Below are 24,697 nucleotides of genomic sequence, written 5' to 3'. Positions count from 1 at the left end.
TCTCCGCTTAGCTGGTCTTGCCGTCGAGCAGCCGCATCATTTCGGCGGAATCCCTAGGCCCCAGTCCAGCGGCGCAGAGCAGGCGGTGGATCTCAACCACCTGCCCGGTCATCGGCATCGGCGTCTTGGTCTTCAGCGCAAAGGCCTGCAGCGAATCCAGGTCCTTCAGCATGTTGTCGATGCGGCCGGTGGCTGAAAAATCGCGGGCGGCGAATTTTGCCATGAACTCCTGCATGATGCTGGAATCGGCCCGCCCGCCCTTGAGTGCGGCCGGGATGGCCTTCGGATCGACGCCGCCGGCTTCGGCGAGCTTCACCGCTTCGGCGACGGCCTGGAACAGCACCGCGCAGAACAGCTGGTTGATCAGCTTGGTCGTCTGCCCTGCCCCGCTCGGGCCCATCAGCGTGTAGTTGGCGCAGAGATGCCGCATCACCGTGCGCGCGTGTTCGAAGTCTGCCGGCTCACCGCCCGCCATGACGGTCAGCCGGCCGGCCAGCGCGCCGGGAACGCCGCCCGAAAGCGGGCAGTCGAGCCATTTCATGCCGGTCTCGGCCGCGAGCTTCTTCGCCATCTCAGCGGTGTCGGCCGGGTCGATCGACGACATGTCGATCAGCAGCTTGTCGGATGATGCCGCAGCCGCGACACCGGCATCGCCGAACACCACCGAACGCACGATATCGGCATGGTTGAGGCTGAGGATGACGAAGTCGCTCGCTCGCGTTGCCTCGGCAACCGACGCGGCGACAGCCGCGCCCTTCGCGGTCAGGGCAGCAACCTTGGCCTTGTCCAGATCGAACACGGTGACGGCCTGCTTGGCCTCAATCAGGCGGGTAGCGATCGCCGATCCCATGATGCCGGCACCGACAACGGCGACTTTTGCAGCTTGCGTCATCTCAACGAGCCTCTTTCCTTATCCTGGCGGGGGCGATCCCGAAGGCGCCCAGGCCCTGCAACGCCGCATCGGCGATGCTGTCGACGGGGGCGTCGATGTCCACTGTGACCACCAGCTTTTCGTCGTCAGGATGTTCCAGCGCGGCGAATTGGCTGTCGAGCAGCGCCGGCGGGAAGAAGTGGTCGCGACGCGCGGCGAGCCTGGCTTGCAGCAGCGAGCGCGACCCCTCCAGGAATACGACAAACAGCGGCCCGCCTGCCGCATGGCGAAGCCGATCGCGATAGGATTTCTTCAGCGCCGAGCAAGAGACGACGAGCCCGCGGCCCTCCTCACGCGCCTGGCGCAAGGCCGCGCCGACCAGATCCAGCCAGGGCCAGCGATCGTCGTCGGCAAGCGGTATGCCCGCCGACATTTTTTCGACATTGCCACGCGGATGCAGCGTATCGCCTTCGACGAAGGCAAGGCCAAGCCGCGCGGCGATCTCGACGCCAACTCTGGTCTTGCCGCAGCCGCTGACGCCCATCACGACAATGAGCGCGGGTTCAAAGACAGGTCGTGATGCCGCCATCGACATAAAGCGTGTGTCCATTGACAAAGGATGAGGCCGGTCCGGCCAAGAACACTGCCGCGCCGACCAGTTCGCCGACGTCGCCCCAGCGTCCTGCCGGCGTGCGGTTGGTCAGCCAGGTTGAAAATTCGGGATTGTCGACCAGCGCCTGGTTGAGCGGCGTCTTGAAGTAGCCCGGTGCGATGGAATTGATCTGCAGGCCATGCTTGGCCCAGTCGGCGCACATGCCGCGCGTCAGGTTGCGCACCGCGCCTTTCGTGGCCGTATAGGGCGCAATGTTGGTCCGTGCCAGCTCGCTCTGCACCGAAGCGATGTTGATGATCTTGCCGCGTCGCCGCGGGATCATGTGGCGCGCCACCGCTTGCCCGACGAAGAACACGCTGGAGATGTTGGTGCGCAGCAACTCGTCCCATTTATCGGCGGGAAAATCCTCGAGCGGCATGCGGAACTGCATGCCGGCATTGTTGATAAGGATATCGATGGCGCCGATCGTCGTCTCGATCTCGGCGACACCGTTCGCCACCGCCGCATGATCAGTGACGTCGAAGACGGCGCTATCGACCTTGTATCCCTTCGCCGTCAGCGCATCCGCAGCCGTTTTGACTTTTTCGGGGCTGCGGCCGTTGAGCACGATTTCGGCGCCGTGCTGCGCCAGCCCCTCCGCCAAGGCCAGGCCGATGCCCTGCCCCGAACCCGTGACCAGCGCCCGCATGCCGGTCAAATCGAACAACGAACTGCTCAAGTGCTCCTCCCGAGGAATGTCCCTGAATCGGGATACGATTTCCACCGCGCCGCCGCCAGTGCCTATTGACATGAATGTTATCGATAACATAGTCAATGGAAAAATGCAGTAGCGCGGGAGACGATGCCGTGACCGACATATTGATGACCGGACCCTATCCGGAATGGGACATGGCAGACCTCGAAGCGAAATATCGCGTCCACAAGCTTTGGCAGGTCGACGACAGGGACGCGTTGATATCAAGCCATGCCGATGCCATCCGTGCCATCGCGACCCGCGGCGAACTTGGCGCCAGCGCTGCGCTGATGGCGAAACTGCCGAAGCTCGAAATCGTCTCCTGCTACGGCATGGGCACCGACGCCATAGACCTGGCCTACGCGAGGGAAAACCGCATTCGCGTCACCAACACACCTGATGTGCTTACCGAGGACGTGGCCGATATCGGCATCGGGCTGCTGCTCGCTGTGGCGCGCATGATTCCGCAGGCCGATGCCTATGTGCGCGCTGGCAGCTGGCGCAAGGCCAACATGCCGCTGGTGACGCGCGTTTATGGGAAGAGGCTGGGCATTGTCGGCATGGGCCGCATCGGCAAGGCGGTGGCCCGGCGCGCGGCTGCCTTCGACTGCGAGATCGCCTATTTCGGCACCCGCAGACACGACGACCTGCCTTACGACTTCGTCGGCAATCTGGTCGAGCTAGCGCGCCGGAGCGAGTTCCTGATGGTGACGCTGGCCGGTGGCGAAGGCACCAGGAACATCGTCAATGCAGAGATTCTGGCGGCGCTCGGGCCGGATGGCATCCTGATCAACATCGCACGCGGCAGCACCGTCGACGAAACGGCGCTGCTCACCGCGCTGGAATCCGGCGCGATCAAGGGCGCCGGACTCGACGTGTTCTGGAACGAGCCGACGATCGACGAGCGCTTCGGAAGACTTTCCAACGTCGTGCTGCAACCGCACCATGGCAGCGGCACGGTGGAGACCCGCAAGGCCATGGGTCAGTTGGTTCGCGACAATCTCGCGGCCCATTTCGGTGGGCGGACCTTGCTGACGCCTGTCGTCTGAGAGAGGATCATCTTCATGAAGTCGATCGTTATCCACGCCGCAAAAGACCTGAGGATCGAGGAGACCGATCCGGGCGTCCTCGGCGATGGGCAGGTCGAAATCGCCGTCGAAGCCGGCGGCATCTGCGGTTCGGATCTGCACTACTACAATCATGGCGGTTTCGGCACTATCCGCCTGCGCGAGCCGATGATCCTCGGCCACGAGGTTGCCGGCACGGTGAAGGCCATCGGCGGCGGCGTTTCCGCCCTTGCCATCGGCGACCGCGTCGCTATCTCGCCCAGCCGCCCCTGCAATGCCTGCCGCTACTGCCTGCAAGGCATGCAGAACCAGTGCCTCAACATGCGCTTCTACGGCAGCGCCATGCCGATGCCGCACATCCAGGGCGCGTTCCGCCAGCGCCTGGTCGCCGAGGCGTGGCAGTGCCACAGAATAGCCGACCACGTTTCCATCAACGAAGCCGCTTTCGCTGAGCCCTTTGCGGTGACGCTGCATGCCATGAACCGCGCCGGCTCGCTGCTCGGCAAGCGCGTTCTGGTCACCGGCTGCGGGCCGATCGGCGCGCTTTGCATTCTCGCCGCCAGAGCCCACGGTGCGCGCGAAATCGTCGCCACCGATGTCATGGACGGCGTGCTGGCCAAGGCCCTGGAGATCGGCGCCGACCGCACCATCAATGTTGCGACCAACAGTGAAAAGCTCGCCGCCTACAATGTCGACAAGGGCAGTTTCGACGTCATGCTCGAGGCCTCGGGCAACGAACGCGCCGTGCGGGCCGGCCTCGATGTTCTGAAGCCGCGCGGCATGCTGATGCAGCTCGGTCTCGGCGGCGACGTGTCGATCCCGCAGAACCTGATCGTCGCCAAGGAGATCGAGATGCGCGGCAGCTTCCGCTTCCACGACGAGTTCGCGCTCGCCGTCGATCTGATCAATCGCCGCCGGGTGGATGTCAAACCGCTGCTGAGCGGCATTTATCCGCTCGACGAGGCGGTTGCGGCTTTCGAGATCGCCGGTGACCGGAACAAGTCGATGAAGGTCCAGATCGCGTTCTGAACCGACGCGGCAACGTCAGGTGCTTTCGCGCTCGACGACGCGGTAGCCGGTCAGGACGATTTCTTGACCGTGCCGTTTCCCGTCACCGCGGATCACCTGGATCAATCTTCGGGCAGCCTGTTGCCCGATGCCGTAGCAGTCGACATTCACGGTGGTGATGCCGGGATGGCAGAAGGCGGCGACCTCATAGTCGCCAAAACCGGCGATGGCGATGTCCTGCGGCACCCGCATACCCCGGCGCTTGCATTCCATCAGCGCGCCAAAGGCCGAGAGATCCGAAACGCAGAGCACGGCCTCAGTGTCCGGCCAGCGCTCCAGCATGCTGACTACGGCTTGGCCGCCCTGCTCGATGGAGATCGGTGGCACGCCGAAGGAAACGAGGCGACCGGGCGGCAGGCCGAGTTCCTCAATGGCTCTTATGAAGCCTTCACGCCGCTGGCTGCCGCGCGTGTCGCGCGAGGTCGTACCACCGATGTAGCCGAATTTTCGGTAGCCCTTCCTGGCGAGCGTCTTGACGAGAAGCCCCATCGCCTCTTCGTTGGAGAACCCGACCACCTGATCGATCGGCTTTACCGGCAACTCCCAGGTTTCGACCACGGGAATGCCGGCGCTCTTCAGAAGGCGGCGGGCGCGATCCGTATGAGCGCCGCCGGTCAGGATGATGCCTTCCGGCCGCCGGCGGAACATCGCCTCGATCAACCTTTCTTCCTTCTCAGCCGTGTAGTCGGTGTAGCCGAGCAGAAGTTGCAGCCCCGTGCTTTCAAGCTCGTCGGTAATGCCGCGAGCAGTGTCGGCGAAGTTGGAATTGTTGATCGAAGGGACGATAGCGGCGACGAACCCCGTCTTGCGCGAGGACAGGCTGCCGGCTGACTGGTCGAGCACGTAACCAAGGTCGTTGACCGCAGCCATGATCTTTTCCCGCGTGGCCTTGGACACCCGGCTGCCCTCCTTCAGGGCGCGCGAAACCGTCATGGTGGACACACCTGCCCGCAGCGCCACGTCAACCATAGTCGGCGCATGGCTTTCGATGGGCCTCGATGAGGCAGCCTTGGCCATCATGCCGCTCCACCGGCCGGCTGCGGTCTGCCCGAGGAAAGCGCTAGACGCTCGGGCACACTGTCTCTGCGGCGTCCGGCATCGCTCATGAACCACCCATTGGAATCAACTTCACGCAAAGGCATGTTATCGATACCATATCAACAAGACAACAGCCACATACGAGGCCCAATTGTGTGTAGACATGGTCATGAGCACTGGTTTGGGCCGCGGTCACACTTTTGATCTGCTACCAGGTCTTCCCGCGCCGTCCTGGTGCCTAGGTGGATTCCGTAAAAGACCCAGAGAGGTTCGAGTCCAAAACGCAAAAACAAAACGAGTAAAAAATTCAACAGAATCAGATGCTTAATACTTTGGTGGGCCCGGATGGCGTATCAAGATCATTGATTTCATTGGCTTTTTCGTGGGCCAAAATCAGAAGTCTTCCCGTATCGTTCCGCATGGGCCCGCGAACCCGTACAGTCGACTTTAGCTAACCCCAATGCCTCCTTTGCGAACATAAGTTGCCCTTCAAACCAAGGTCTCGGAAAATCCTGATCGAGGTGGGAGGCAATCAGCGCCTGGACCGCATCGAGCCGGACATTCGCCCACCGCTATCATTTCTTCGTGGCCTTACGCTGCTCCGACTGCGATGAACCAAGCGCGCGCAGCACCGCCTCGACAGCCTGGCGTATCAATTCGGGCCGGGCGCCTCGTTCGAGGATGCCGCGCGTCACCTGCAGCCATATACCGATCACGATGTCGACTGCCAACTCTGCGTCCCGAACGCTCAGGCGGCCCTGAACAATCGCCTCGGCAATATCCGCCTTGAGGTTATTCCGGATCCCTCGTGCAAATTCCGTTGGTGAGTGAGAACTCTGAACGACCAGTCGGGCCCAGTTGGAGTCCGAGATCGCCTTTTCCAAGAATTGCGTGAAGGCGAAGGACAGGCGTTCTATTGGATCTTGTAGTTCCAGGCGCGCAGGCGTCAGCACGGCGTCAAAGCTCTCCCCGAGCTTCTCGCCTACGGCTGAGGCCAATTCATCGATGCTCTGGAAGTGATAGTAGAAGGTGCCCTTCGCGACACCTGCTGCCTCTACCACTGCATCCACCGTGAGGGCCTCGCGAAGCCGCTCAGCCAGCAGCATCGCCCCTGCGTCCACGATCAGCGTGCGCGTCCTTTCCCGCTTCTCGCGTCCGATCTCCGCCCTGCGCGCCAAATCAACCTTCGCCATCCGTCATACCTTTTTTGCATTGCACCATTACTAAAATCTCATATTGACCATATAGTCGATTTGACCTAAAGATGCAAATTGAAATTGAGCCGGCGACTTCGACCGGCCCCACTCGGGCTCCCCTGCAGCCCTATCGCTTTCAGATGAGAAGGAACAGCATCCCCATGAATGTACTGTCCCGAAAAGACTTCAGAACAGCAAAACGGCCTCTCCCGTTCGAATGCGTTGCCCTGGTGTTGCAGGGTGGCGGCGCGCTCGGAGCCTATCAAGCTGGAGTCTACGAGGCTCTCGCAGAGGCCGATATCCATCCAAACTGGGTCGCCGGGGTCTCGATCGGTGCCATCAATGCGGCCATCATAGCCGGCAATGAACCCACCGAACGGGTTCAGAAGCTGCGGGCCTTCTGGCGCGAGATCACGGCGAACCCACTTCTCGATTGGGCTGCCGCCGCGCCCACACTCGCTCCGAAAGGAGACCTGCCCCGCTCGCTCTTCAATCAGTTCAGTGCGGCCTGCGCGCTCGTCGCCGGTGCCCCAGGCTTCTTCAGCCTGCGGCAGCCCGTTCCCTGGCTGCAAACGGACGGCTCCCTCGAAGGAACGAGCTTCTACGAAACCAAACATCTGAAGAGCACACTTGAGCGGCTCGTCGACTTCGACCGGATCAACGCCGGCCGCATGCGCTTCAGCGTCGGCGCCGTAAACGTGCGCTCCGGAAATTTCGTCTATTTCGACAATGATCAGCATACAATCCGCCCCGAGCACGTGATGGCCAGCGGATCGCTTCCGCCTGGCTTCCCCGCCGTCGAGATCGACGGCGAATTCTACTGGGACGGCGGCCTTATCTCGAACACGCCGCTGCAATGGGTAGTCGAACATGGGGCACGGCAGGACACCCTCGCCTTCCAGGTGGATCTCTGGAGCGCGCGCGGCGAGTTTCCTCGCAATCTGTCCGAGGTCGCGACGCGGCAGAAGGAAATACAGTATTCGAGCCGCACACGCGCGCATACCGATCAGTTCAAGCAGTATCAACGTGCCCGACACACCCTCGCGAGCCTTCTTTCAAAACTGCCGCCCGAGTTGCTCGACAGCGAGGAAGCAACCGCACTGAGCTCGATCGCGGACCATAAGGTCTACAAACTCGTTCACCTGATATATCGCTCAAAACAGCATGAGGGGTACTCGAAGGATTATGAGTTTTCGAGGCTGTCCATGGAGGAGCATTGGCGCGCCGGCTACTTCGACGCCGTGCGCACGTTACGCCATCCCGAGGCATTGCAACGGCCCGACAATCTGGAAGGGGTGAGCACCTACGATCTTGCCGAGGACGGGCGGGAATAGGCGCCTGCAATGGGAGATGCCTGACGTGCTCAGTCCAATCGCAAGCCCTGTGCAACTCCTTTCAATGCAAGCCATCCACTTCAACAATTGAAGGAACTCTTCAACCATGCATCAAGACACCGTCCGGGCAACGGCTTTCGCCATGCCCCTGACCAGTCCAGCCTATCCGGTCGGTCCGTATCGCTTCCGAAACCGCGAATATCTGATCATCACCTATCGGACCGATCCGAAAAAGCTGCGCGGTCTTGTGCCGGAGCCACTCGAACTATCCGAACCCCTCGTGAAATTCGAGTTCATCCGCATGCCGGACTCGACCGGCTTCGGCGACTACACGGAAAGCGGACAGGTCATCCCTGTCACGTTCCGCGGCCGCAAGGGCAGCTACACCCACTGCATGTTTCTTAACGACCACCCACCGATTGCCGCAGGGCGCGAGCTGTGGGGATTTCCCAAGAAGCTTGCGAGTCCGACGCTCCGCACTGAGACTGACACCTTGGTGGGTACGCTTGATTACGGCCCGGTCCGTGTTGCTACGGCCACCATGGGCTACAAGCACGAAGCAGCCGACCTCTCGGCAGTGAAGAGTTCCCTCGCGGAGCCGAACTTCCTCCTCAAGATCATTCCCCATGTCGACGGCACGCCGCGCATCTGCGAGCTCGTGGAGTATCACCTGGAGGACGTCGATCTGAGAGGCGCCTGGACCGGCCCGGCATCCCTGAACCTCTGGTCGCATGCGCTGGCTCCTGTCGCCGAGCTGCCGGTGCTGGAGGTGGTTTCGGCGATGCACATCGTCGCCGATCTCACACTCGCACTCGGCAAGGTCGTTCATGACTACCTCGCGAAATCCGAGCCTGGCGATCTGAAAGGAAGAATCCATGCGTTCGCAGAATGAAGCTCTATCTAACAATTGGGCAGGTGACGCCGGTGGTCGGCTCATGGACAAGGTCGTGGTAATCACCGGAGCTGCGAGCGGCATTGGCAAGGAGATTGCCCTTACCTTCGCCCGCGAGGGGGCAAAGGTGGTCATCGCGGATCTTGACCTGAAGGCGGCCCAGGAGACGGCCCTTGAGATCGATCCAGCCGCTCAGCGGGCGCTCGGGGTTGGCATGGACGTTAGCAACGAGGAGCAGGTCGAGAGCGGAATGGCGCGGGCTATCGAAACCTTCGGGCGCCTCGACGTCCTTGTCAGCAACGCCGGCGTCCAGATCGTCGCGCCGCTCGTCGAGTTCGATTTCGAGAAATGGAGGAAGTTGCTTTCCATCCACCTGGATGGAGCCTTCCTGACCACCCGTGCCGCCTTGCGGCAGATGTACCGCCAGAACAGCGGCAGCATCATCTACATGGGATCCGTCCACTCCAAGGAGGCGTCTCCATTCAAGGCTCCATATGTCACCGCCAAGCACGGCCTGATAGGCTTGGCCAAGGTCGTGGCCAAGGAGGGGGCCGCCCATGGCGTCCGCGCCAACGTGATCTGCCCTGGATTCGTCCGCACGCCGCTGGTGGAAAAACAGATCCCGGAGCAGGCGCGCGAGCTCGGAATCTCCGCAGCGGACGTGGTCAAGACGGTGATGCTGAGGGAAACGGTCGACGGTGAGTTCACGACCGTGCAGGACGTGGCGGAAGCAGCGCTGTTCCTGGCGGCGTTCCCGTCGAACGCGCTGACCGGCCAGTCGATCGTGGTGAGTCACGGGTGGTTCATGCAGTAGGCGCGTCAGAGAGGCGTGCCTTTGCCCGTCTTTCGCTCTGCCCTGCCTACAGATCAATCTTTACAATCCCCCTATCTTTTTTGCATTGCACAATTGCGCAAATCTCATATTGACTATATCGTCGATTTGACTTAAAAGTCTAAAATCAAATTGGGCAATGGCGAACTCGCCGCGCTCGCAAAACGATCGATCCCTTCAACCCACCGTTCCAACGGAGGCTCTCATGCGCCTGCCCTCAGGTCTGTTCCTTTCTGCCTGTATCGCCTGCCTTTGTCTTTCCGGCTGTTCTGAAGAAGAAACTGCCGCACCATCAGCGCCACGGCCGACACGGGTCGTCGTGGTGACGCCTCACAAGCTCGCCCTGGTGGCGCAGGGCGCCGGCCGCATCCGATCGCGTTATGTGAGCGCGGTTGGCTTCGAGGTCGGCGGTCGAATGCTCTCGCGCGAGGTCGACATGGGCGCAATGGTCAAGAAGGGCCAGAAGCTCGCGGAGCTCAGTGCCGTCGACTACCAGAACAAGGTGACCGCGGCCGAGGCCGACGTCGATGCAGCAAGGGCCGCGCTCGCCCAAGCATCCGCACAGGAGGAACGCTTCAGAATCCTGCTCGGCAAGGGCTTCGCCACACATTCCCAGCACGATGACGCGCTCAAGTCGCTGCAGAGCGCACGAGCGGAGGTCCAGGCGACCGAAGCCAATCTGCGTATCGCGCGGAACCAGCTAAGCTATACCCAGCTCCTTGCGCCCGACGATGGTGTGGTGACGGCGACCGGAGCCGACCCGGGTCAGGTCGTGGCTGCGGGCCAGATGGTCGTCGAGATTTCCGGCAATGACGCACGCGAGGCGGTGTTCGCGGTGGCCACCAATGATGTCACACGGGCAAAGCTCGGCATGGCGGTGAACGTATCGCTGCAGGGTCGTCTCGACATCGCCGTCACCGGCACGATCCGCGAGATTTCGCCAGAGGCCGACAGCGCGACAGGCACCTATCAGGTGAAGGTGGCGCTGGCTTCGCCGCCGGCGGAGATGCGCCTCGGGGCAGTCGTTGTCGGTCGCGTCGAAAGCGAAGGAGGTCAGGAGGTTGCGACATTGCCACCGAGCGCGCTGCTGCAGTCCGGAGGCCAGCCGCAGGTTTGGGTGGTCGGCCAAGACGACAAGGTGCAGCGCCGCGAGGTCAAGCTTGTCGAATTCGATGCGGACTCGATCGTGGTGAGCCACGGACTGTCCGCTGGGGAGAAGGTGGTGACCGCCGGCGTCAATTCGCTCGCCGACGGTGACCTTGTGAACCCAGAGACGGAGGTCAAGTGATGACACGCTTCAATCTCTCCGAATGGGCCGTCCACAACCGCGCCCTCGTCGTCTTCCTCATGCTCATCTGCGTCATTGGCGGAGCGAGCGCCTACGAGCGGCTCGGCCGCCAGGAAGATCCGGATTTCACCGTACAGACCATGGTGGTCCAGGCAAACTGGCCGGGGGCCACCACGGCTGACACGCTCAAGCAAGTGACGGACAGGATCGAAAAGAAGCTCGAGGAGACCCCGAACCTCGATTACATCAAGAGCTACACAAAGCCCGGTCAGGCGACGATTTTCGTCTACATCAAGGAATCGACGCCCAAGCGCGACCTTAGCGACATCTGGTACCAGGTCCGCAAGAAGGTCAGCGACATAAGGGCGACGCTGCCGCAAGGCGTGGTCGGGCCCTTCTTCAACGACGAATTTGGCGACGTCTTCGGAACCATCTACGGCATCACCTATGACGGCTTCACCGCACGCGAGGCGCGCGACTTCGCTGAGACCGCGCGGGGCGAGTTCCTGCGTGCGCCCGACGTCGGCAAGGTCGACATCTATGGCGACCAGGATGAGAAGGTCTATCTGAACTTCTCGCCGCAAAAGCTCGCGAACCTCAAGCTCAGCCTGGACGACGTGCTGGCGGCGATCGCCCGGCAGAATGCCGTGGCGCCTTCGGGCATCATCAACACGCCTCAGGAGACTATGCTCGTCGACGTCACAGGTTCCCTGCTGTCGCCGGACGGCATTGCCAACCTCAACCTCTGGATCGACGGGCGCTTCTACAAACTGACCGACATCGCCCAGGTCCAGCGCGGCTACAGCGACCCGCCCAGCAAGATGTTCCGCGTCAACGGCAAGCCGGCGATCGGCATCGGCGTCAACATGCGGGAGGGCGGCAACAATCTCGACTTCGGCAAGGGCCTGCACGAGGCGGCCGAACGCCTGAAACAGCGCTTTCCCGTCGGCATTGAGCTCAACCTCGTGTCGGACCAGCCCGAGGTCGTGCACGAAGCGATCGGCGGATTCACCGAAGCACTTTTAGAGGCGATCGTCATCGTGCTGGCGGTCAGCTTCCTCAGTCTCGGCTTCAGGGCCGGGCTTGTGGTCGCTCTCTCCATCCCCTTGGTGCTTGCCATCGTTTTTGTGGCCATGAATGCGCTGGGCATCAGCCTGCAGCGCATCTCCCTCGGCGCCCTGATAATCGCGCTCGGGCTTCTCGTCGATGACGCCATGATCACCATCGAGATGATGATCTCAAAGATCGAAGAAGGTATGGAGAAGATCAAGGCGGCAACCTTCGCCTACACCTCCACCGCCTTCCCCATGCTGACGGGAACGCTGATTACGATCCTCGGCTTCCTGCCGATCGGCTTCGCCGACAGCAACACAGGACAATACTGCTTCTCGCTGTTTGTCGTGATCGCGGTGGCGCTCGTTGCCTCATGGTTCGTGGCCGTCGTCTTCGCGCCGGTGATTGGTCTCTCTCTTCTGCCGTCGCACACGAAGAAGGCGCACGGAAACGTCGAGCCGGGCCGCTTCATGCGCGCTTTCGAACGCCTGCTTGGCTTCGCCATGCGGCACCGCTGGCCCACCATCGCTGCGGCGGTCATCCTCTTCGGCGCCTCCCTTTATGGCATGGGCTTCGTGCAGCAGCAGTTCTTCCCGACGTCCAACCGACCCGAGCTCCTCGTGACGATGACCCTGCCAAAGAATGCCTCGATCGCTGCGACCGAAGCGCAGACGGAGCGGCTGGAGAAGGCGCTTGCCGGCGACCCCGACATCGCCCGCTTCTCCTCCTATGTCGGAGGCGGCGCCATCCGCTTCTACCTGCCTCTCGACGTGCAGCTCGACAACGACTTCATGGCCGAGACCGTGGTTGTCACCAAGGACCTCGAGGCGCGTGACCGGGTGCAGGCCAGGCTGGCGACCCTGTTCGCAGGCAGCTTTCCGGACGTGACTGTTCGCATCTCGCGCCTTGAGCTCGGACCGCCCGTCGGCTGGCCTGTGCAATATCGTGTGAGCGCCCCGACCACTGAGGAGGCGAGGCAGTATGCCGAGCAGGTCGCGCAAACTCTGCGAGCATCGGGGCTCGTGCGTAATGTCAACTACGATTGGGCCGAGAAGAACAAGGCGCTGCGCATTGTCGTCGACCAGGACCGGGTTCGCCAGGCAGGCCTGAGCTCCGAGCAGCTTGCCCAGGCGCTCAACCGTGTGATCAGCGGTTCGACCGTTACACAGATCCGCGACTCGATCTACCTCGTCGATGTCGTGGCGCGGGCCGAGAGCGACGAGCGGTCAAGCGTCGAAGCCTTGCGCAATCTCCAGATCACGACGCCCACTGGTGCCTCAGTTCCGCTGCGCGAGCTGGCGCAGTTCCAGTACGAACTCGATGAAGGCTATGTCTGGCGCCGCGGCCGTCTGCCCACCATAACCGTGCAGGCGGAACCGCTGCCTGGGCTGCAGCCAGCGTCCGTGCACGGGCGAATCGCTGGCGCAATCGAGGGGCTGCGCAAGTCGATGCCGGCTGGCACGTTGCTTGAGACGGGAGGCACGGTCGAAAAGAGCGCGCAGAGCAACGCCGCGCTGCTGGCCCAGTTTCCGCTCATGATCACCCTGATGCTCACCGTGCTTATGGTGCAGCTCGGAAGCTTCCGCCAGCTGGCGATGGTGATCAGTGTGGCGCCGCTCGGCCTCATCGGCGTCGCCGCCGCGCTGCTCACCACAAACACGCCGATGGGCTTCATCGCGACACTCGGCATCATTGCGCTGGCCGGTATGATCATCCGCAACTCGGTGATCCTGGTCCACCAAATTGAGCACGAGCGGGCGCAGGGTATCGAACCCTGGAGGGCGGTGATCGACGCGACCACCCACAGGTTCCGGCCGATCATGCTGACGGCGGCCGCCGCGATCCTCGGCATGATCCCGATCATGCACGACGTGTTCTGGGGACCGATGGCCTACGCCATCGTCGGAGGGCTCGCCGTCGCGACCTTGCTGACGCTGGTCTTCCTCCCGGCTCTTTATGTCGCTGTAAACGGCATACGGGAAAGGGACGAAACGATAGCAGCGCCCGCCGTTCCGGCAATCCCCATTCTCGCCCTCCAGCACTGAGAAAGGGATAGCCATGCCGGTTCGGGCCGGAAGCGTGACATCGGCAGTGGTACGCCTGAACATTTCAAAATCGGTGAGAGTTTCGGCTTGGCGAGGATCCACTTCACCAAGCCGGCGTCGACCGGAAACTTCAAGAGCAACTCCATGACTTTGGACCCCGCGACCATCTCAGCCCTATCGGCATTGGCCGGCTCGGCCATCGGTGCCCTGGCATCCGTCGCCACGACCTGGCTCACCCAGTATCAAAAGGATCATATGCAGCGGCTCGAACAGAAAGGCTCGCATCGCGAGCGGCTGTTCGGCGAGTTGATCGACCAGGCATCCAAAACCTATGCAGATGGCATCGTCCAGGAACGGCTGGATGACCCAGCCAAGCTTGTTCCCATGTATGCCACCATCAACAAGCTACGCCTCTTTGCCACGCCCAACACGATCGGTGCCGCCGAAGCGGTACTCGAACGCATCATAGAGACATACGAGTCGCCTTCGACTGCTCCGGAGGCGCGGAACACGCATGTCGCCGCCCATGACATCCTGCGCACATTCGCGGAGTCCTGCCGGGTGGAGTTGGCTCACCTGCGATGACATCCAGAGGAACTTCCATGCCACTTACCTATGAGGGTCCGCGCATGCGCTACGTTGGATTGGCAGCCATCCCATGCATTCTGAGGCGAGCGAGAGAGGTAGTGCGCCGCTTCAGGACACCGGAAGCTCTGCTTAGGTCTACCCTCCTTGGCCTGTGTGTAACCCAGCTTGCAGGCTGCATTGCAGCCTATCCACGCGACGGCGTGCCGACAAAACACATGGCCACAGCCGAAGTGAATGGCTTCCCCGGCGACATACGTGCCTGGGGCGATTCCTATGCAAGTGTCCCGGCCGATCGGCTCGTCTTATTTCGCAACGAGCGGTTAGAGGCGGCCAAGACCGACCCATCCATAAAACCGCGAGAGCTCAATGTGCTGACGCTTTCCGGCGGGGGCAGCAGCGGCGCCTTCGGAGCCGGAATACTCGCCGGATGGACCAAGGCCGGGACCAGGCCCAAGTTCGACATTGTCACCGGTATTAGTACCGGATCTTTGATCGCGCCATTCGCGTTCCTTGGGCCAGCCTACGACGATCAACTCAAGCAAAGCTTCGCCACAATCAAGGATGCCAACATCTATACCAAGCATAGCATCCTCGGCGTGCTGTCGAGCGCCTCCTTCACAAGCAATGCGCCGCTCGCCAAGATGCTTGACGAATACATAACCCAGGACATGCTCGATCAGATCGCCCGGGAGTCAGGGAAGGGACGGCGACTCTTCATCGGAACAACCAACCTCGATGCGGACCGAGCGGTAATCTGGGACATGGGTGCTATTGCTGCGAGCAATCGGTCGGACCGGTTGAAGCTCTTCAAGCAGGTCATCCTGGCTTCCACATCCATTCCCGGCATTTTTCCCCCGGTCGAACTGGAAGTGACCGCGGCGGGCAAGACCTATCACGAAATGCATGTCGACGGTGGCACCAGCAACGAGGTCTTTCTGATGCCCGCTGGGCTGAGCCTGCGCGAGCTCGACCAGACGTTCCACGCTCGGGTCAAGGCGCGGCTTTATATCATCCGCAACGGCCGGACGACGCCGGAACCGAGCATCGTCAAGGCCACACTGCCTGACATTGCCGAAAAGGCGGTCTCTTCCCTCATCAAGACGCAAGGGATTGGCGATCTCTATCGGCTTTACGCTGTCGCCAAGCGCGACGGCATCAACTACAGCTACATAGATATCCCGACCGACTTCACGGTCGAAGCAAAGAGCCCGTTCGACAGCAAGTTCATGCGGGCGCTGTACGAAAAAGGCTACGAAATGGGCCGCGACGGCGTACCGTGGAAAACGGTGCCTCCCGGATTTTCGAAATGAGTAGGTTCGGGCCGGCAGACGATGTCGAATCTGGCCGGACCCAACCGAGTCGGAAGCCGCCCCACGTCCCGCTGATTAGCAAGGACTGCAATGTACAGTCGACGTTACCGCCAACAGCGGTCATCGGAGTCTGTACCTTCGGAAGGACTGGATTTGGCCCAACCGCGACCTCCAACGTGTTCGCCGGAGATGTCTGGCTTCGGGCAACCCAAAATTGAACTCTACGGCCGAGATGAGGCGCAAACGGTCATCATCGCATGACCCCTTCAATGGCAGCTTCGGGTCACGACGAGAAGTCCGCGGTGACGGCGCCGGCATTCTCCTCAGGTCTCGATCCGATGGGGTCGCGGGTGCAACAAGCTGTTGCACAACTCTGCTATCTATAACGCCCATGCCTGACCCGAACTACCTCACCCCTAAAGAAGCCATCGCTGCAGCGACCTTGTCGATCCATTCGTAGTCGAGAGCTAAGATCGACCCCGAGGCGGTCATTCAGGATGCCAATTTGCGTGAAGCGGTCCGCGTGGTGCAGAGGGCGAAAGAAGGACTGTTCAGTCGAAGAAGCCCGCATCCTCTTCCCTGAGATACTTCCTGGCTGCTTCGGCGTCGATATCGAGCCCCAACCCTGGCGCTTCCAGCAGGTCCACCATGCTGTCCTTCACGATCTGCGACGGCAGGCCGATGACGATGTCGTTCCACCACAGGTCCGAGGCGCTGGGATATTCGAACGCCACGTAGTTGGCGGGCAAGGTGGCGCAAACATTGATCAGCGCGCCGAGGCCGAGCAGGCCATTCGCGGTACCGTGCGGGGCCATCAGGATCGAGTGCATGTAAGCGTGCTCGGCAATCCATTTGAGCTCGGCAATGCCACCGACATCGGCAGGGTCGGGGCCGATGACGCGCACCGCCTGCGTCTCGATCAGTTCCTTGAAATTGTGCCGCAGGTAGATCTGCTCGCCGGTATGGATTGGTGTCGAGGTGGATGTGGTCAGCTCCCGATAGGCCTGCGGATTGACCCACGGCACGTAGTCGCCGGTCAGCATGTCCTCGAGCCACATCAAATTGTACTTCTCGACTGCGCGAGCGAACTTGATCGCATCAGGCAGCATCCAGCCCGGGCCGCAGTCCAGCGCCAAGCTGACCTTGTCGCCGAGCACTTCCTTCATCGCGATCACGCAGTCGAGCATATGGTTGAAACCGCGCTCGCTGATCACGCCCTGATCCATGGCACCGTGGTAGCCGGCCTTCTTCTGCGTTACGCCATAGTGGAAGTCCTCGACAGTGTCCTTCATGTTGGAGTGGAACGAGATTCCTTGCTTGACCATGAAGAAGTTCTGCGGCTGCTCCATCATCCATTTGACATCAGCGGCATAATCCTCCGGCCGGTCGCCTGAGCGTTTCTGGCGGATCGAGCCGTTATAGACGCGCACCTTGTCGCGCACCTTGCCACCGAGCAATTTGTAGACCGGCACGCCTGCGGCCTTGCCGGCAATGTCCCACAGCGCATGCTCGATCGCGCTGACCGCCGCGCCATAGGGCTTGAAAGAGCCGCGCTGGCGGATCTTCAGCATCACGCGCTCGACGTCAGTCGGATCCTCGCCGATCAGTGCCTCGCGGAAATGCAGCACCCAAGGCTTGAGGTAGGTCTTGGTGAACTCGACCTCGCCCAGGCCATAGAGCCCCTCATCGGTAACGATGCGGACGATGGGGTGCCTGCCGATAACGGCACAGCGCAGGTCGGTGATCTTCATGCTTTCCCTTTCTTACCTTCCCTCAATAGGTGAGGCGGTCAGCTCCAGGTCCGGTCCCAGGAATATTCGTCATCCCAGTGATCGGTCGGTTGCCACATGCCCTTGACCCCTTCCTGCAGGTGCTGGCCGATGACTTCATCAACCACGTCGTCGATGCCCAGACCTGGCTTGTCCGGCACTGTGATGAACCCGTCCTTGACCAGCGGCTTGGGCAAGCCCGTAACGATATCGTCCCACCAGTCCACTTCGACGCTGTGATACTCGAGCGCCATGAAGTTTTCCGTCGCCACCGCGACATGCGCGGCGGCCATCGCGGCGATCGGGCTTTCAGCCATGTGAATGGCCATGGCAACGCCGTGGTCCTGCGCCATGTCACCGATCTTTTTGGTCTCGAGGATGCCGCCGGTGGTAAGCAAGTCCGGGTGGATGACCGAGATGCCTGAATTGAGCAGCGGCTCGAAACCTTCCTTGAGGTAGATGTCCTCACCCGTGCAGATCGGCACCGACGTTGCCTGCTGTAACTGCCGATACTGCTCGGTGTACTGCCAGGGGATCACGTCCTCGAGCCAGGCTGGTGCGTATTTCTCGATCCGCCGGGCGAGACGGATGCCGTCCTGCAGCGAGACGTGGCCGACATGGTCGATGGCGAGCGGGATCTCGTAGCCGATCTCCTCGCGGACCTCGTGGATATATTGATCGAGCAGGTCGATGCCCTTTTCGGTAAAGTGGAGCCCGGTGAAGGGATGCGGCACGTTCTGCGCGTCATAGACGGCATTGCGCGCCCGGCGCTCGTCCGGCGTGCGTGCCCGGCCGCGACCGGCATGCGTGCGGAAACCATCGAGCACGCCAGCCGGCGCGACCACCGTGCCCGGGATGTGGGACATCTGCGCCAGCCCGAGGTCCATCTTGAGGAAAGTGAAACCGAGATCCATCCGCGCCTTGAGCCGCTTTCCGGACTCGGTGCCGCTGGGCTTCTCCGCGTCGGTGTCGCAATAGACACGCACCTTGTCGCGGAACCGTCCCCCGAGCATCTGGTAGATCGGCACGCCATAGGCCTTGCCGGCGAGATCCCAGAGGGCGATCTCGACTGCCGAGACACCACCACCCTGCCGTCCATGGCCGCCAAACTGCTTGATTCGGCGGAACAGCCGGTCAATGTCACAAGGGTTCTCGCCCAGCAGCCGGCTTTTCAGCATCAGCGCGTAGGTGGCGCTGGCGCCGTCACGCACCTCGCCGAGCCCGACGATACCCTGGTTGGTGTAAATCTTGAGCAGCGCCGAGGTGAATGGCGCACCGACGATTTCGGCCACCCGCATGTCGGTGATGCGAAGGTCGGATGGTTTGGAGCTCGTGTTCACCCGATTGAGCGCCTCGTCGGCTCCGCCCGTCTTTGGCATGACTTATCCTCGTTCTGGTCGGTTGGCTTGTCGTCCGGCATGCCGGGCCGACGTAGAGCATTGCTAGCCCAGCTCAATCTCGTGGGCCTGCAGGTAGTCTCGGTTCATCTCAACGCCGAGACCAGGCTTCGACGTCAGTTTGAGGCTGCCGTTCGAAACGTCGAGTGGACTGTCGATGAGGTGATCGTATTTGCCCAGGTTCCACTCCGACGTTTCGAGTTTGTAGAAGTTGGGAACGGTCATCATCACCTGCGCGCCCGCGACCACGTTGATCGGCCCTGCGGCGTCGTGTGGCGAAACCGGGATGTAGTAGGCTTCGCACAGGGCGGAAATCTTCTTGAGTTCGGTAATGCCGCCGGTCCAGGTGACGTCCGGCATGATGTAGTCGGCGAGCTTGTTCTCGAGCACCGGCACGAAATCCCACTTGGTGTGGCCGCGCTCGCCCCACGAGATGGCGGCACTGACCTTCTCACGCACCTGCTTGAGGGCGTTGAGGCTCTCGGGCGGACACGGCTCCTCAAACCAATCGATCTGGCCGGCCTCCTCGAGGCTACGGCAGAGGCGAATGGCCGTGGGAACGTCGAAGCGGCCATGCGCATCGATCAGGATGTCGACATCGGGCCCCGCGGTTTCGCGGATCAGCGCCGTGAGTTCGGCCGCTTCGCGCTCGTCCTTGCGCGCCATGCTACCATCAAGGTAGCCGTCCTGCTGTTCGCGGGACAGGCCGTCGGCGCTGCGGCCCTGGTGGGGGAAAGGATCGAACTTGAGCGCAGTATGTCCGGACTCGACGATGTCTCGAATTTCGCGGACCACAGCCTCCTTGCTGGTAAATTTGGCCTGGTTGGGATGGGTGTAAAGCGCGATTTCATCGCGTACCGGTCCGCCCAGCAGTTCGTAAATCGGCTTGCCAAGGACTTTGCCCCGGATATCCCAGAGGGCGATGTCGATGGCGCTTACGCATTCGACGGCGGCGCCGCGGCTGCCCATGTAGGTGAAGCTGCGGAAAATCTTGTGCCAGAGGTGCTCGATCCGCGCTGGATCCTCGCCAGTCACGGCGATGCCGATCTGCCGCAGGATCGTGCAGAGCGCGCGGTTGGCCAGCTTTGTGGTGGTGGTGATCTCGCCCCAGCCGCTAACCCCCTCATCGGTCGTCACTTCGACGAACAGGTACTCTCCCCAATATGAGGCATCGGACTTGATCAGCCACGGCCGAACGCTCGTGATTTTCATCTCTCAACTACCTTTATCTGATGGTCAGGCTAACGATGTTCCGGATTGGCGATTCTATCCGGCCCGAGCGGCGTTGCGCGCACGCATCTGTTCGAGAACATGCCGGCCGGAACCCTCGACATGGCGGGAAATGAGGTCGGCGGCCTTGTCTGCCTCTCCCGCCTTCACGAGTGCGATGAGTTCGCGATGCTCGCGAAGGATTGCGGCACGCCGTGCGAGCGTGAAATTGAAACGCCGGCTCACGGCTCGCAGCACTTCGCGATGCTTCCACCAGAGCTCGGCGGCATGGCGGTTATAGTGCCGCTGGTACATCACGGTGTGAAAAGCGGTGTCTAGTTCGCTGTGCCTGAACGTGTCGGCAAAGTTGTTCTCTTCGATCAGGCCCTGGATACGTTCGAGTTCGGCAATGTCCTCGACGGTAGCCATGTTCACAAACCATCGCGTCAGGGCAGGCTCGATCAGGACTCCGATCTCGTAGATATCCCGGACAAAATCCTGATCTATAGGCCGAACGCGCGCGCCTCGGTTGGGAACGAAGGTGACAAAGCCCTCGCCGCGCAATAGCTGCAGAGCTTCGCGCACGGGATTGGTCGAGGTGCCGTGACGCCGGGCGAGATCGGTTACCACAAGCCGCTCGTTGGCGGCGAGCCGCCCCTCGATGATGTCTTCCCTGATCAGCTCATAAAGCGAGGCGCCCTCGCTGGAGGCCCCGATGGGGTCAATCCCCGCGGGTGGCTCTGCTTTAAAATCGCTTGTTTCGGCCAAGGCCGGCTCCCCAAATCAATACACGCTTTAATCGATATCACGCACGGTTTCCATAAACAATGTACGATTTATCGCGTTGACAGACAATCCGCGATCTGAAAACGTACAAAGTGCTCGAAGGGATACACAGAACAGGAAGACGTTCCGCGATCGAACGAGCAAAGACCGCTTGCCTCGATGCAGAGCGGCATGGGAGAGAAACCTGGAGGATACCTATGACGAGGATTACACTCGGCGGTGCCGTCCTGCGCGGCACTGTCTCCGCTGCTTTAGTGGTATCGCTAATGTCCGCGTCGGCGCTGGGTGCGCCGCCGGTCGATTTGAGCAAGTGGTCGCCGGAATATGTGCGCTCCATTGCGGGCACACAGGATTTTGATACGGCGGCCGATTGCGGCAAGGTCACCCCGCTCGACTACAAGGGACGGCTGACTTTCTGGTATCAGGGCGTGTTCGAGGGCGACCCCGACCTCCTGCGCCAGTACTACAAGGAGTTCTTCGAGACCTTCCGCAAGACCTATCCGAACATCCAGCTCGAGGAACAAGCCCTCACCTACAACGACCTTCTCGACAAGTTCCGCACGGCGCTCCTGGGCAATGCCGCGCCGATGGCGGTCCGCCTGCAAATCCTGGGTGGTACCGAGTTCGCCGCAAAGGGCTATCTGCAGCCGCTCAAGCCCGAGGATGTGGGGTATTCGACCGAGGATTTCTGGCCCGGCGCCATGAAGGCGGTGACCTGGGACGGAGTGACCTACGGCATTCCGACCAACAACGAGACGATGGCGTTCATCTGGAACGCCGACATCTTCAAGCGTGCCGGCCTCGATCCGGACAAGGCTCCGGCGACCTGGGACGACGTGGTCAAGTATTCCAAGCAAATTCACGATAAGCTTGGCATTTCCGGCTACGGCCTCGTGGCTCGCAAGAATGCCGGCAACACGCCATACCGCTTCATGCCGCAGCTATGGGCCTATGGCGGCGGCGTCTTCGACGAAGCCACCGCAAACCCGACCTATAAGGAGGTCGAACTCAATAGCCCGCAGAGCAAGGCGGCGCTGCAAGCCTCGTACGATATGTATGTTCGCGACAAGTCGGTTCCGGTTTCGGCACTCACCAACCAGCAGGCCGATAACCAGCCGCTGTTCCTAGCCGGCCAACTCGGCATGATGGTCTCGCACCCGTCCGACTACAACGTCATGCTCGACCTGCAGAAAAAGGCGACGGGCACCGACAAGGACAAGGCTCAGACCGTCATCGACAACATGCGCTACGGCCTGATTCCGACTGGCCCAGACGGCAAGCGCGCCGTTGTATTCGGCGGCTCGAACATTCACATCCTGAAGCCCGAATATGTCGAGGGCGGCAAGGTGGACGAGCCGGCTGCAAAGGCCATCATCTGCATGTGGACGAGCCCTGAATGGTCGCTGAAGATGGCCTACGCCGGCTCGAACCCGGGCAACCTCAACGGCTTCAAGACCAAATGGATGAAGGAACGTCTGGACAGCATCAAGTTCCTCGATGTCACGACGTCGATGCTGCCATACGGCATCCCGTTTCCAGCGCTGCCGCAGTCTCCCGAGATCATGAACATCATCGTCCCGGACATGCTGCAGAATGCCCTGACCGGAGCGATGACCGTCGACCAGGCAGCAGACGACGCGGCCGAAAAGGTAAAGAGCCTGGTAGAGGGCAAACTCTAGTTTGAACCTGACTTACGATCCGACCGGCCGCACCGATGGTGCAGCCGGTTCGTTCCAAAGAATATAAGGGCGCGCCACAGTGACGATCGTGACCGGTAAGGCCGAGGCTCGCCGAAGACTGCAATCCGGTAGGTCCGGCGTGCTGTGGAAGATGTGGGAGCATCGCGCCGACTACGCCTACGTGCTCCCGGCGATCGCCGTGATGCTCATCGTCATCGCCTATCCGATCTATTACACAATCGAGTTGTCATTTTTTAAGACGCCGCCTGGCCTACAGCTGCGCGACAAGATCTACGTCGGCTTCGACAACTACACGAACATCCTCACCAGTCCGGTGTTCTGGAAAGTCACCTGGAACACTATGATCTGGACACTGGCATCGACTTTCATCTCCTTCGTCTTGGGGTTTGGCTCCGCGCTGGCGCTCCACCGCGACTTTATCGGCCGTGGCGTCCTGCGCGCTATCCTGATCATTCCATGGGTTATCAGCGCCGTCGCCGCCTCCTACATCTGGAAGTGGATCTACCATTCGGACTTCGGAGTCATCGGTGCGGTGCTGGTCGGTCTCGGATTGGCCGACCGGCCGCCGAATTTCATCGACAACGTCAGCACGGTGCTGCCCTCCCTGATCGTCGTCAATATCTGGCGCGAGTTTCCCTTTGCCATGATCATGATGATGGCCGGCCTGCAGACGGTCCCCGAACAGCTGCTGAGCGCCGCAAAAGTCGACGGAGCCAGTGCGTGGCAGCGCTTCTGGCACGTTACCTTCCCGCATCTGAGCAGCGTCTCGACGGTGACCATCCTGCTGCTCGCAGTGGCCAACTTCAATTCCTTCATCATCCCTTGGATCATGACCGGCGGCGGGCCATCCAACGCATCGCATATCTGGATCACCCACATTTATGAGCTCGCCTTCGGACGACAGCTCTGGGGCGTGGCATCGGCCTATTCGGTGCTCCTGTTCCTCATCCTGATGACGCTGGGCTACTTCTATGTCCGTGCGCTAAGCGGCAACGAACGGAAAGAGGGGAGCGCATGAGCACGATTGCCGGGACAGCCCCTCGGGGTCAGACCCGTCGCCGCATCCGCGTCGACGGATGGCGGTGGGCCGGGCGCATCTTCCTTGTGTTCATGCTGCTTTACACCGCGTTGCCGATGATCTGGATGCTGATCACTTCGATCAAGTCCGGCTTCGCGGCGATGCAATTCCCGCCGCAATGGTGGCCAGACGAGCCTACCCTTGCCAGCTACCAGAAGCTGCTCGATCCGCAGAACAGCGTCGGCCAGGACTTCCTCCGCTTCTTCTGGAACAGCCTTTTCGTGTCGACCGTCACGACAATCCTTTCGGTGATCGTGGCTGTCCCGGCGGCCTACGCCTTCTCGCGCTTCCGTTTCCCCGGCCGAAACTTCCTGTTCTTCGCCGTGCTGCTGCGCAACATGTTCCCGGCGGTGATCTTTCTCGTGCCGCTGTTCATACTGATGCGCATGCTCGGGCTGGTGAACACGCATGGTTCGCTGATCCTCACCTATCTCACTTTCGGCCTGCCGCTGGCGATTTGGCTGCTCAAGGGCTTCTACGACAACATTCCGGTGCAGCTCGAGCAGGCGGCGCGCATTGACGGGGCAACGCGGTTCCAGGCCTTCATCCTGATCGTGATGCCGCTTTCGACGCCCGGAATCATCGCCACCGCGATCTATTCCTTCATCGGCGCGTGGAACGAGTACATCTATGCCTACACCTTCCTCTCCAAGAACGAGCAGTTGACCCTGCCGGTCGGCATCCAGCGCTTCTTCTCGGAAAATACGACGGACTTTCCGGGCCTGATGGCGGCCAGCTTTATGATGAGCGTGCCCGTCGTCGTGTTGTTCCTCGTCCTGCAACGATACTTCGTACGCGCCCTTACAGAAGGCGCGGTCAAGCACTAGGGA

Annotated in this window: 21 protein-coding genes; 12 read left to right on the top strand and 9 right to left on the bottom strand. The window is 61.3% G+C overall.

The window, feature by feature from the left end; translation table 11 throughout:
• Positions 1 to 7: 7 nt before the first annotated feature.
• The 3 genes from B5V02_RS04790 to B5V02_RS04780 are packed head-to-tail and all read right to left on the bottom strand — an operon-like array spanning position 8 to position 2,172.
• Positions 8 to 892: an NAD(P)-dependent oxidoreductase gene (locus B5V02_RS04790; protein WP_111543052.1), complete on the bottom strand. Its 885-nt coding sequence runs from the start codon at positions 890 to 892 to the stop codon at positions 8 to 10.
• A 1-nt stretch (position 893) separates the two neighbouring features.
• Positions 894 to 1,466: a gluconokinase gene (locus B5V02_RS04785; protein WP_111543051.1), complete on the bottom strand. Its 573-nt coding sequence runs from the start codon at positions 1,464 to 1,466 to the stop codon at positions 894 to 896.
• On the bottom strand, positions 1,435 to 2,172 hold the full coding sequence (locus tag B5V02_RS04780; protein ID WP_245445788.1) for an SDR family oxidoreductase: 738 nt from the start codon (positions 2,170 to 2,172) through the stop codon (positions 1,435 to 1,437). Before B5V02_RS04780 ends, B5V02_RS04785 begins: the two co-directional genes overlap by 32 nt.
• A gap of 125 nt (positions 2,173 to 2,297) precedes the next feature.
• Here B5V02_RS04780 and B5V02_RS04775 point away from each other — a divergent pair, with 125 nt between their 5' ends.
• Positions 2,298 to 3,266 carry a 2-hydroxyacid dehydrogenase gene (locus B5V02_RS04775; RefSeq protein ID WP_111543049.1) on the top strand — a complete coding sequence of 323 codons (969 nt, stop codon included), beginning with the start codon at positions 2,298 to 2,300 and terminating at the stop codon, positions 3,264 to 3,266.
• A 15-nt stretch (positions 3,267 to 3,281) separates the two neighbouring features.
• Positions 3,282 to 4,313: an L-idonate 5-dehydrogenase gene (locus B5V02_RS04770; RefSeq protein ID WP_111543048.1), complete on the top strand. Its 1,032-nt coding sequence runs from the start codon at positions 3,282 to 3,284 to the stop codon at positions 4,311 to 4,313.
• Positions 4,314 to 4,328: 15 nt separating this feature from the next.
• Here B5V02_RS04770 and B5V02_RS04765 read toward each other — a convergent pair whose 3' ends face one another.
• Entirely contained in the window at positions 4,329 to 5,372 is a 1,044-nt protein-coding gene (locus B5V02_RS04765; RefSeq protein ID WP_111543047.1) for a LacI family DNA-binding transcriptional regulator, read from the bottom strand.
• 593 nt (positions 5,373 to 5,965) lie between these two features.
• Complete coding sequence (locus B5V02_RS04760; RefSeq protein ID WP_111543046.1) at positions 5,966 to 6,583, bottom strand: TetR/AcrR family transcriptional regulator; 618 nt, start codon at positions 6,581 to 6,583, stop codon at positions 5,966 to 5,968.
• A 164-nt stretch (positions 6,584 to 6,747) separates the two neighbouring features.
• On the opposite strand from B5V02_RS04760, the gene B5V02_RS04755 reads away from it, so the two are divergent.
• From B5V02_RS04755 to B5V02_RS04725, 7 genes are all read left to right on the top strand, one after another.
• Complete coding sequence (locus B5V02_RS04755) at positions 6,748 to 7,920, top strand: patatin-like phospholipase family protein (protein ID WP_111543045.1); 1,173 nt, start codon at positions 6,748 to 6,750, stop codon at positions 7,918 to 7,920.
• Between the two features lie 106 nt (positions 7,921 to 8,026).
• Positions 8,027 to 8,812 (top strand): acetoacetate decarboxylase, encoded by a 786-nt coding sequence (locus tag B5V02_RS04750; protein WP_111543044.1) that lies wholly within the window; start codon positions 8,027 to 8,029, stop codon positions 8,810 to 8,812.
• Between the two features lie 43 nt (positions 8,813 to 8,855).
• On the top strand, positions 8,856 to 9,626 hold the full coding sequence (locus B5V02_RS04745) for a 3-hydroxybutyrate dehydrogenase (protein WP_111543043.1): 771 nt from the start codon (positions 8,856 to 8,858) through the stop codon (positions 9,624 to 9,626).
• A 340-nt stretch (positions 9,627 to 9,966) separates the two neighbouring features.
• Positions 9,967 to 10,932: an efflux RND transporter periplasmic adaptor subunit gene (locus tag B5V02_RS04740; RefSeq protein ID WP_245445681.1), complete on the top strand. Its 966-nt coding sequence runs from the start codon at positions 9,967 to 9,969 to the stop codon at positions 10,930 to 10,932.
• Positions 10,932 to 14,030 (top strand): efflux RND transporter permease subunit, encoded by a 3,099-nt coding sequence (locus B5V02_RS04735; protein ID WP_111543041.1) that lies wholly within the window; start codon positions 10,932 to 10,934, stop codon positions 14,028 to 14,030. The genes B5V02_RS04740 and B5V02_RS04735 overlap by 1 nt, the downstream gene beginning before the upstream one ends.
• Before the next feature lie 144 nt (positions 14,031 to 14,174).
• A complete protein-coding gene (locus B5V02_RS04730; protein ID WP_111543738.1) occupies positions 14,175 to 14,615 on the top strand; it encodes a hypothetical protein in 441 nt (146 codons plus the stop codon).
• Between the two features lie 218 nt (positions 14,616 to 14,833).
• Positions 14,834 to 15,928, top strand: a complete 1,095-nt coding sequence (locus tag B5V02_RS04725; protein WP_208647040.1) for a patatin-like phospholipase family protein — start codon at positions 14,834 to 14,836, stop codon at positions 15,926 to 15,928.
• A gap of 551 nt (positions 15,929 to 16,479) precedes the next feature.
• Here the strand turns inward: B5V02_RS04725 and B5V02_RS04720 are convergent.
• The 4 genes from B5V02_RS04720 to B5V02_RS04705 all read right to left on the bottom strand — a co-directional run bounded on the left by B5V02_RS04720 (position 16,480) and on the right by B5V02_RS04705 (position 21,071).
• Positions 16,480 to 17,679, bottom strand: a complete 1,200-nt coding sequence (locus B5V02_RS04720; protein WP_111543039.1) for a mandelate racemase/muconate lactonizing enzyme family protein — start codon at positions 17,677 to 17,679, stop codon at positions 16,480 to 16,482.
• A 38-nt stretch (positions 17,680 to 17,717) separates the two neighbouring features.
• On the bottom strand, positions 17,718 to 19,076 hold the full coding sequence (locus B5V02_RS04715) for a mandelate racemase/muconate lactonizing enzyme family protein (RefSeq protein ID WP_111543038.1): 1,359 nt from the start codon (positions 19,074 to 19,076) through the stop codon (positions 17,718 to 17,720).
• A gap of 63 nt (positions 19,077 to 19,139) precedes the next feature.
• Positions 19,140 to 20,306 carry a mandelate racemase/muconate lactonizing enzyme family protein gene (locus tag B5V02_RS04710; protein WP_111543037.1) on the bottom strand — a complete coding sequence of 389 codons (1,167 nt, stop codon included), beginning with the start codon at positions 20,304 to 20,306 and terminating at the stop codon, positions 19,140 to 19,142.
• A gap of 54 nt (positions 20,307 to 20,360) precedes the next feature.
• Positions 20,361 to 21,071: a GntR family transcriptional regulator gene (locus B5V02_RS04705; protein WP_111543036.1), complete on the bottom strand. Its 711-nt coding sequence runs from the start codon at positions 21,069 to 21,071 to the stop codon at positions 20,361 to 20,363.
• Positions 21,072 to 21,286: 215 nt separating this feature from the next.
• Here B5V02_RS04705 and B5V02_RS04700 point away from each other — a divergent pair, with 215 nt between their 5' ends.
• The 3 genes from B5V02_RS04700 (at position 21,287) to B5V02_RS04690 (ending at position 24,694) form a co-directional block, all read left to right on the top strand.
• Positions 21,287 to 22,768 carry an ABC transporter substrate-binding protein gene (locus B5V02_RS04700; RefSeq protein WP_111543035.1) on the top strand — a complete coding sequence of 494 codons (1,482 nt, stop codon included), beginning with the start codon at positions 21,287 to 21,289 and terminating at the stop codon, positions 22,766 to 22,768.
• A gap of 79 nt (positions 22,769 to 22,847) precedes the next feature.
• A complete protein-coding gene (locus B5V02_RS04695) occupies positions 22,848 to 23,807 on the top strand; it encodes a carbohydrate ABC transporter permease (RefSeq protein WP_111543034.1) in 960 nt (319 codons plus the stop codon).
• Positions 23,804 to 24,694: a carbohydrate ABC transporter permease gene (locus B5V02_RS04690; RefSeq protein WP_111543033.1), complete on the top strand. Its 891-nt coding sequence runs from the start codon at positions 23,804 to 23,806 to the stop codon at positions 24,692 to 24,694. The genes B5V02_RS04695 and B5V02_RS04690 overlap by 4 nt, the downstream gene beginning before the upstream one ends.
• Positions 24,695 to 24,697: the final 3 nt, after the last annotated feature.

The organism is Mesorhizobium kowhaii, assembly GCF_003253745.1.
GTDB lineage: Bacteria > Pseudomonadota > Alphaproteobacteria > Rhizobiales > Rhizobiaceae > Mesorhizobium > Mesorhizobium kowhaii.
Note: the sequence above shows the minus strand (reverse complement) of the source record. Positions and strands in the feature narration are given on the sequence as shown.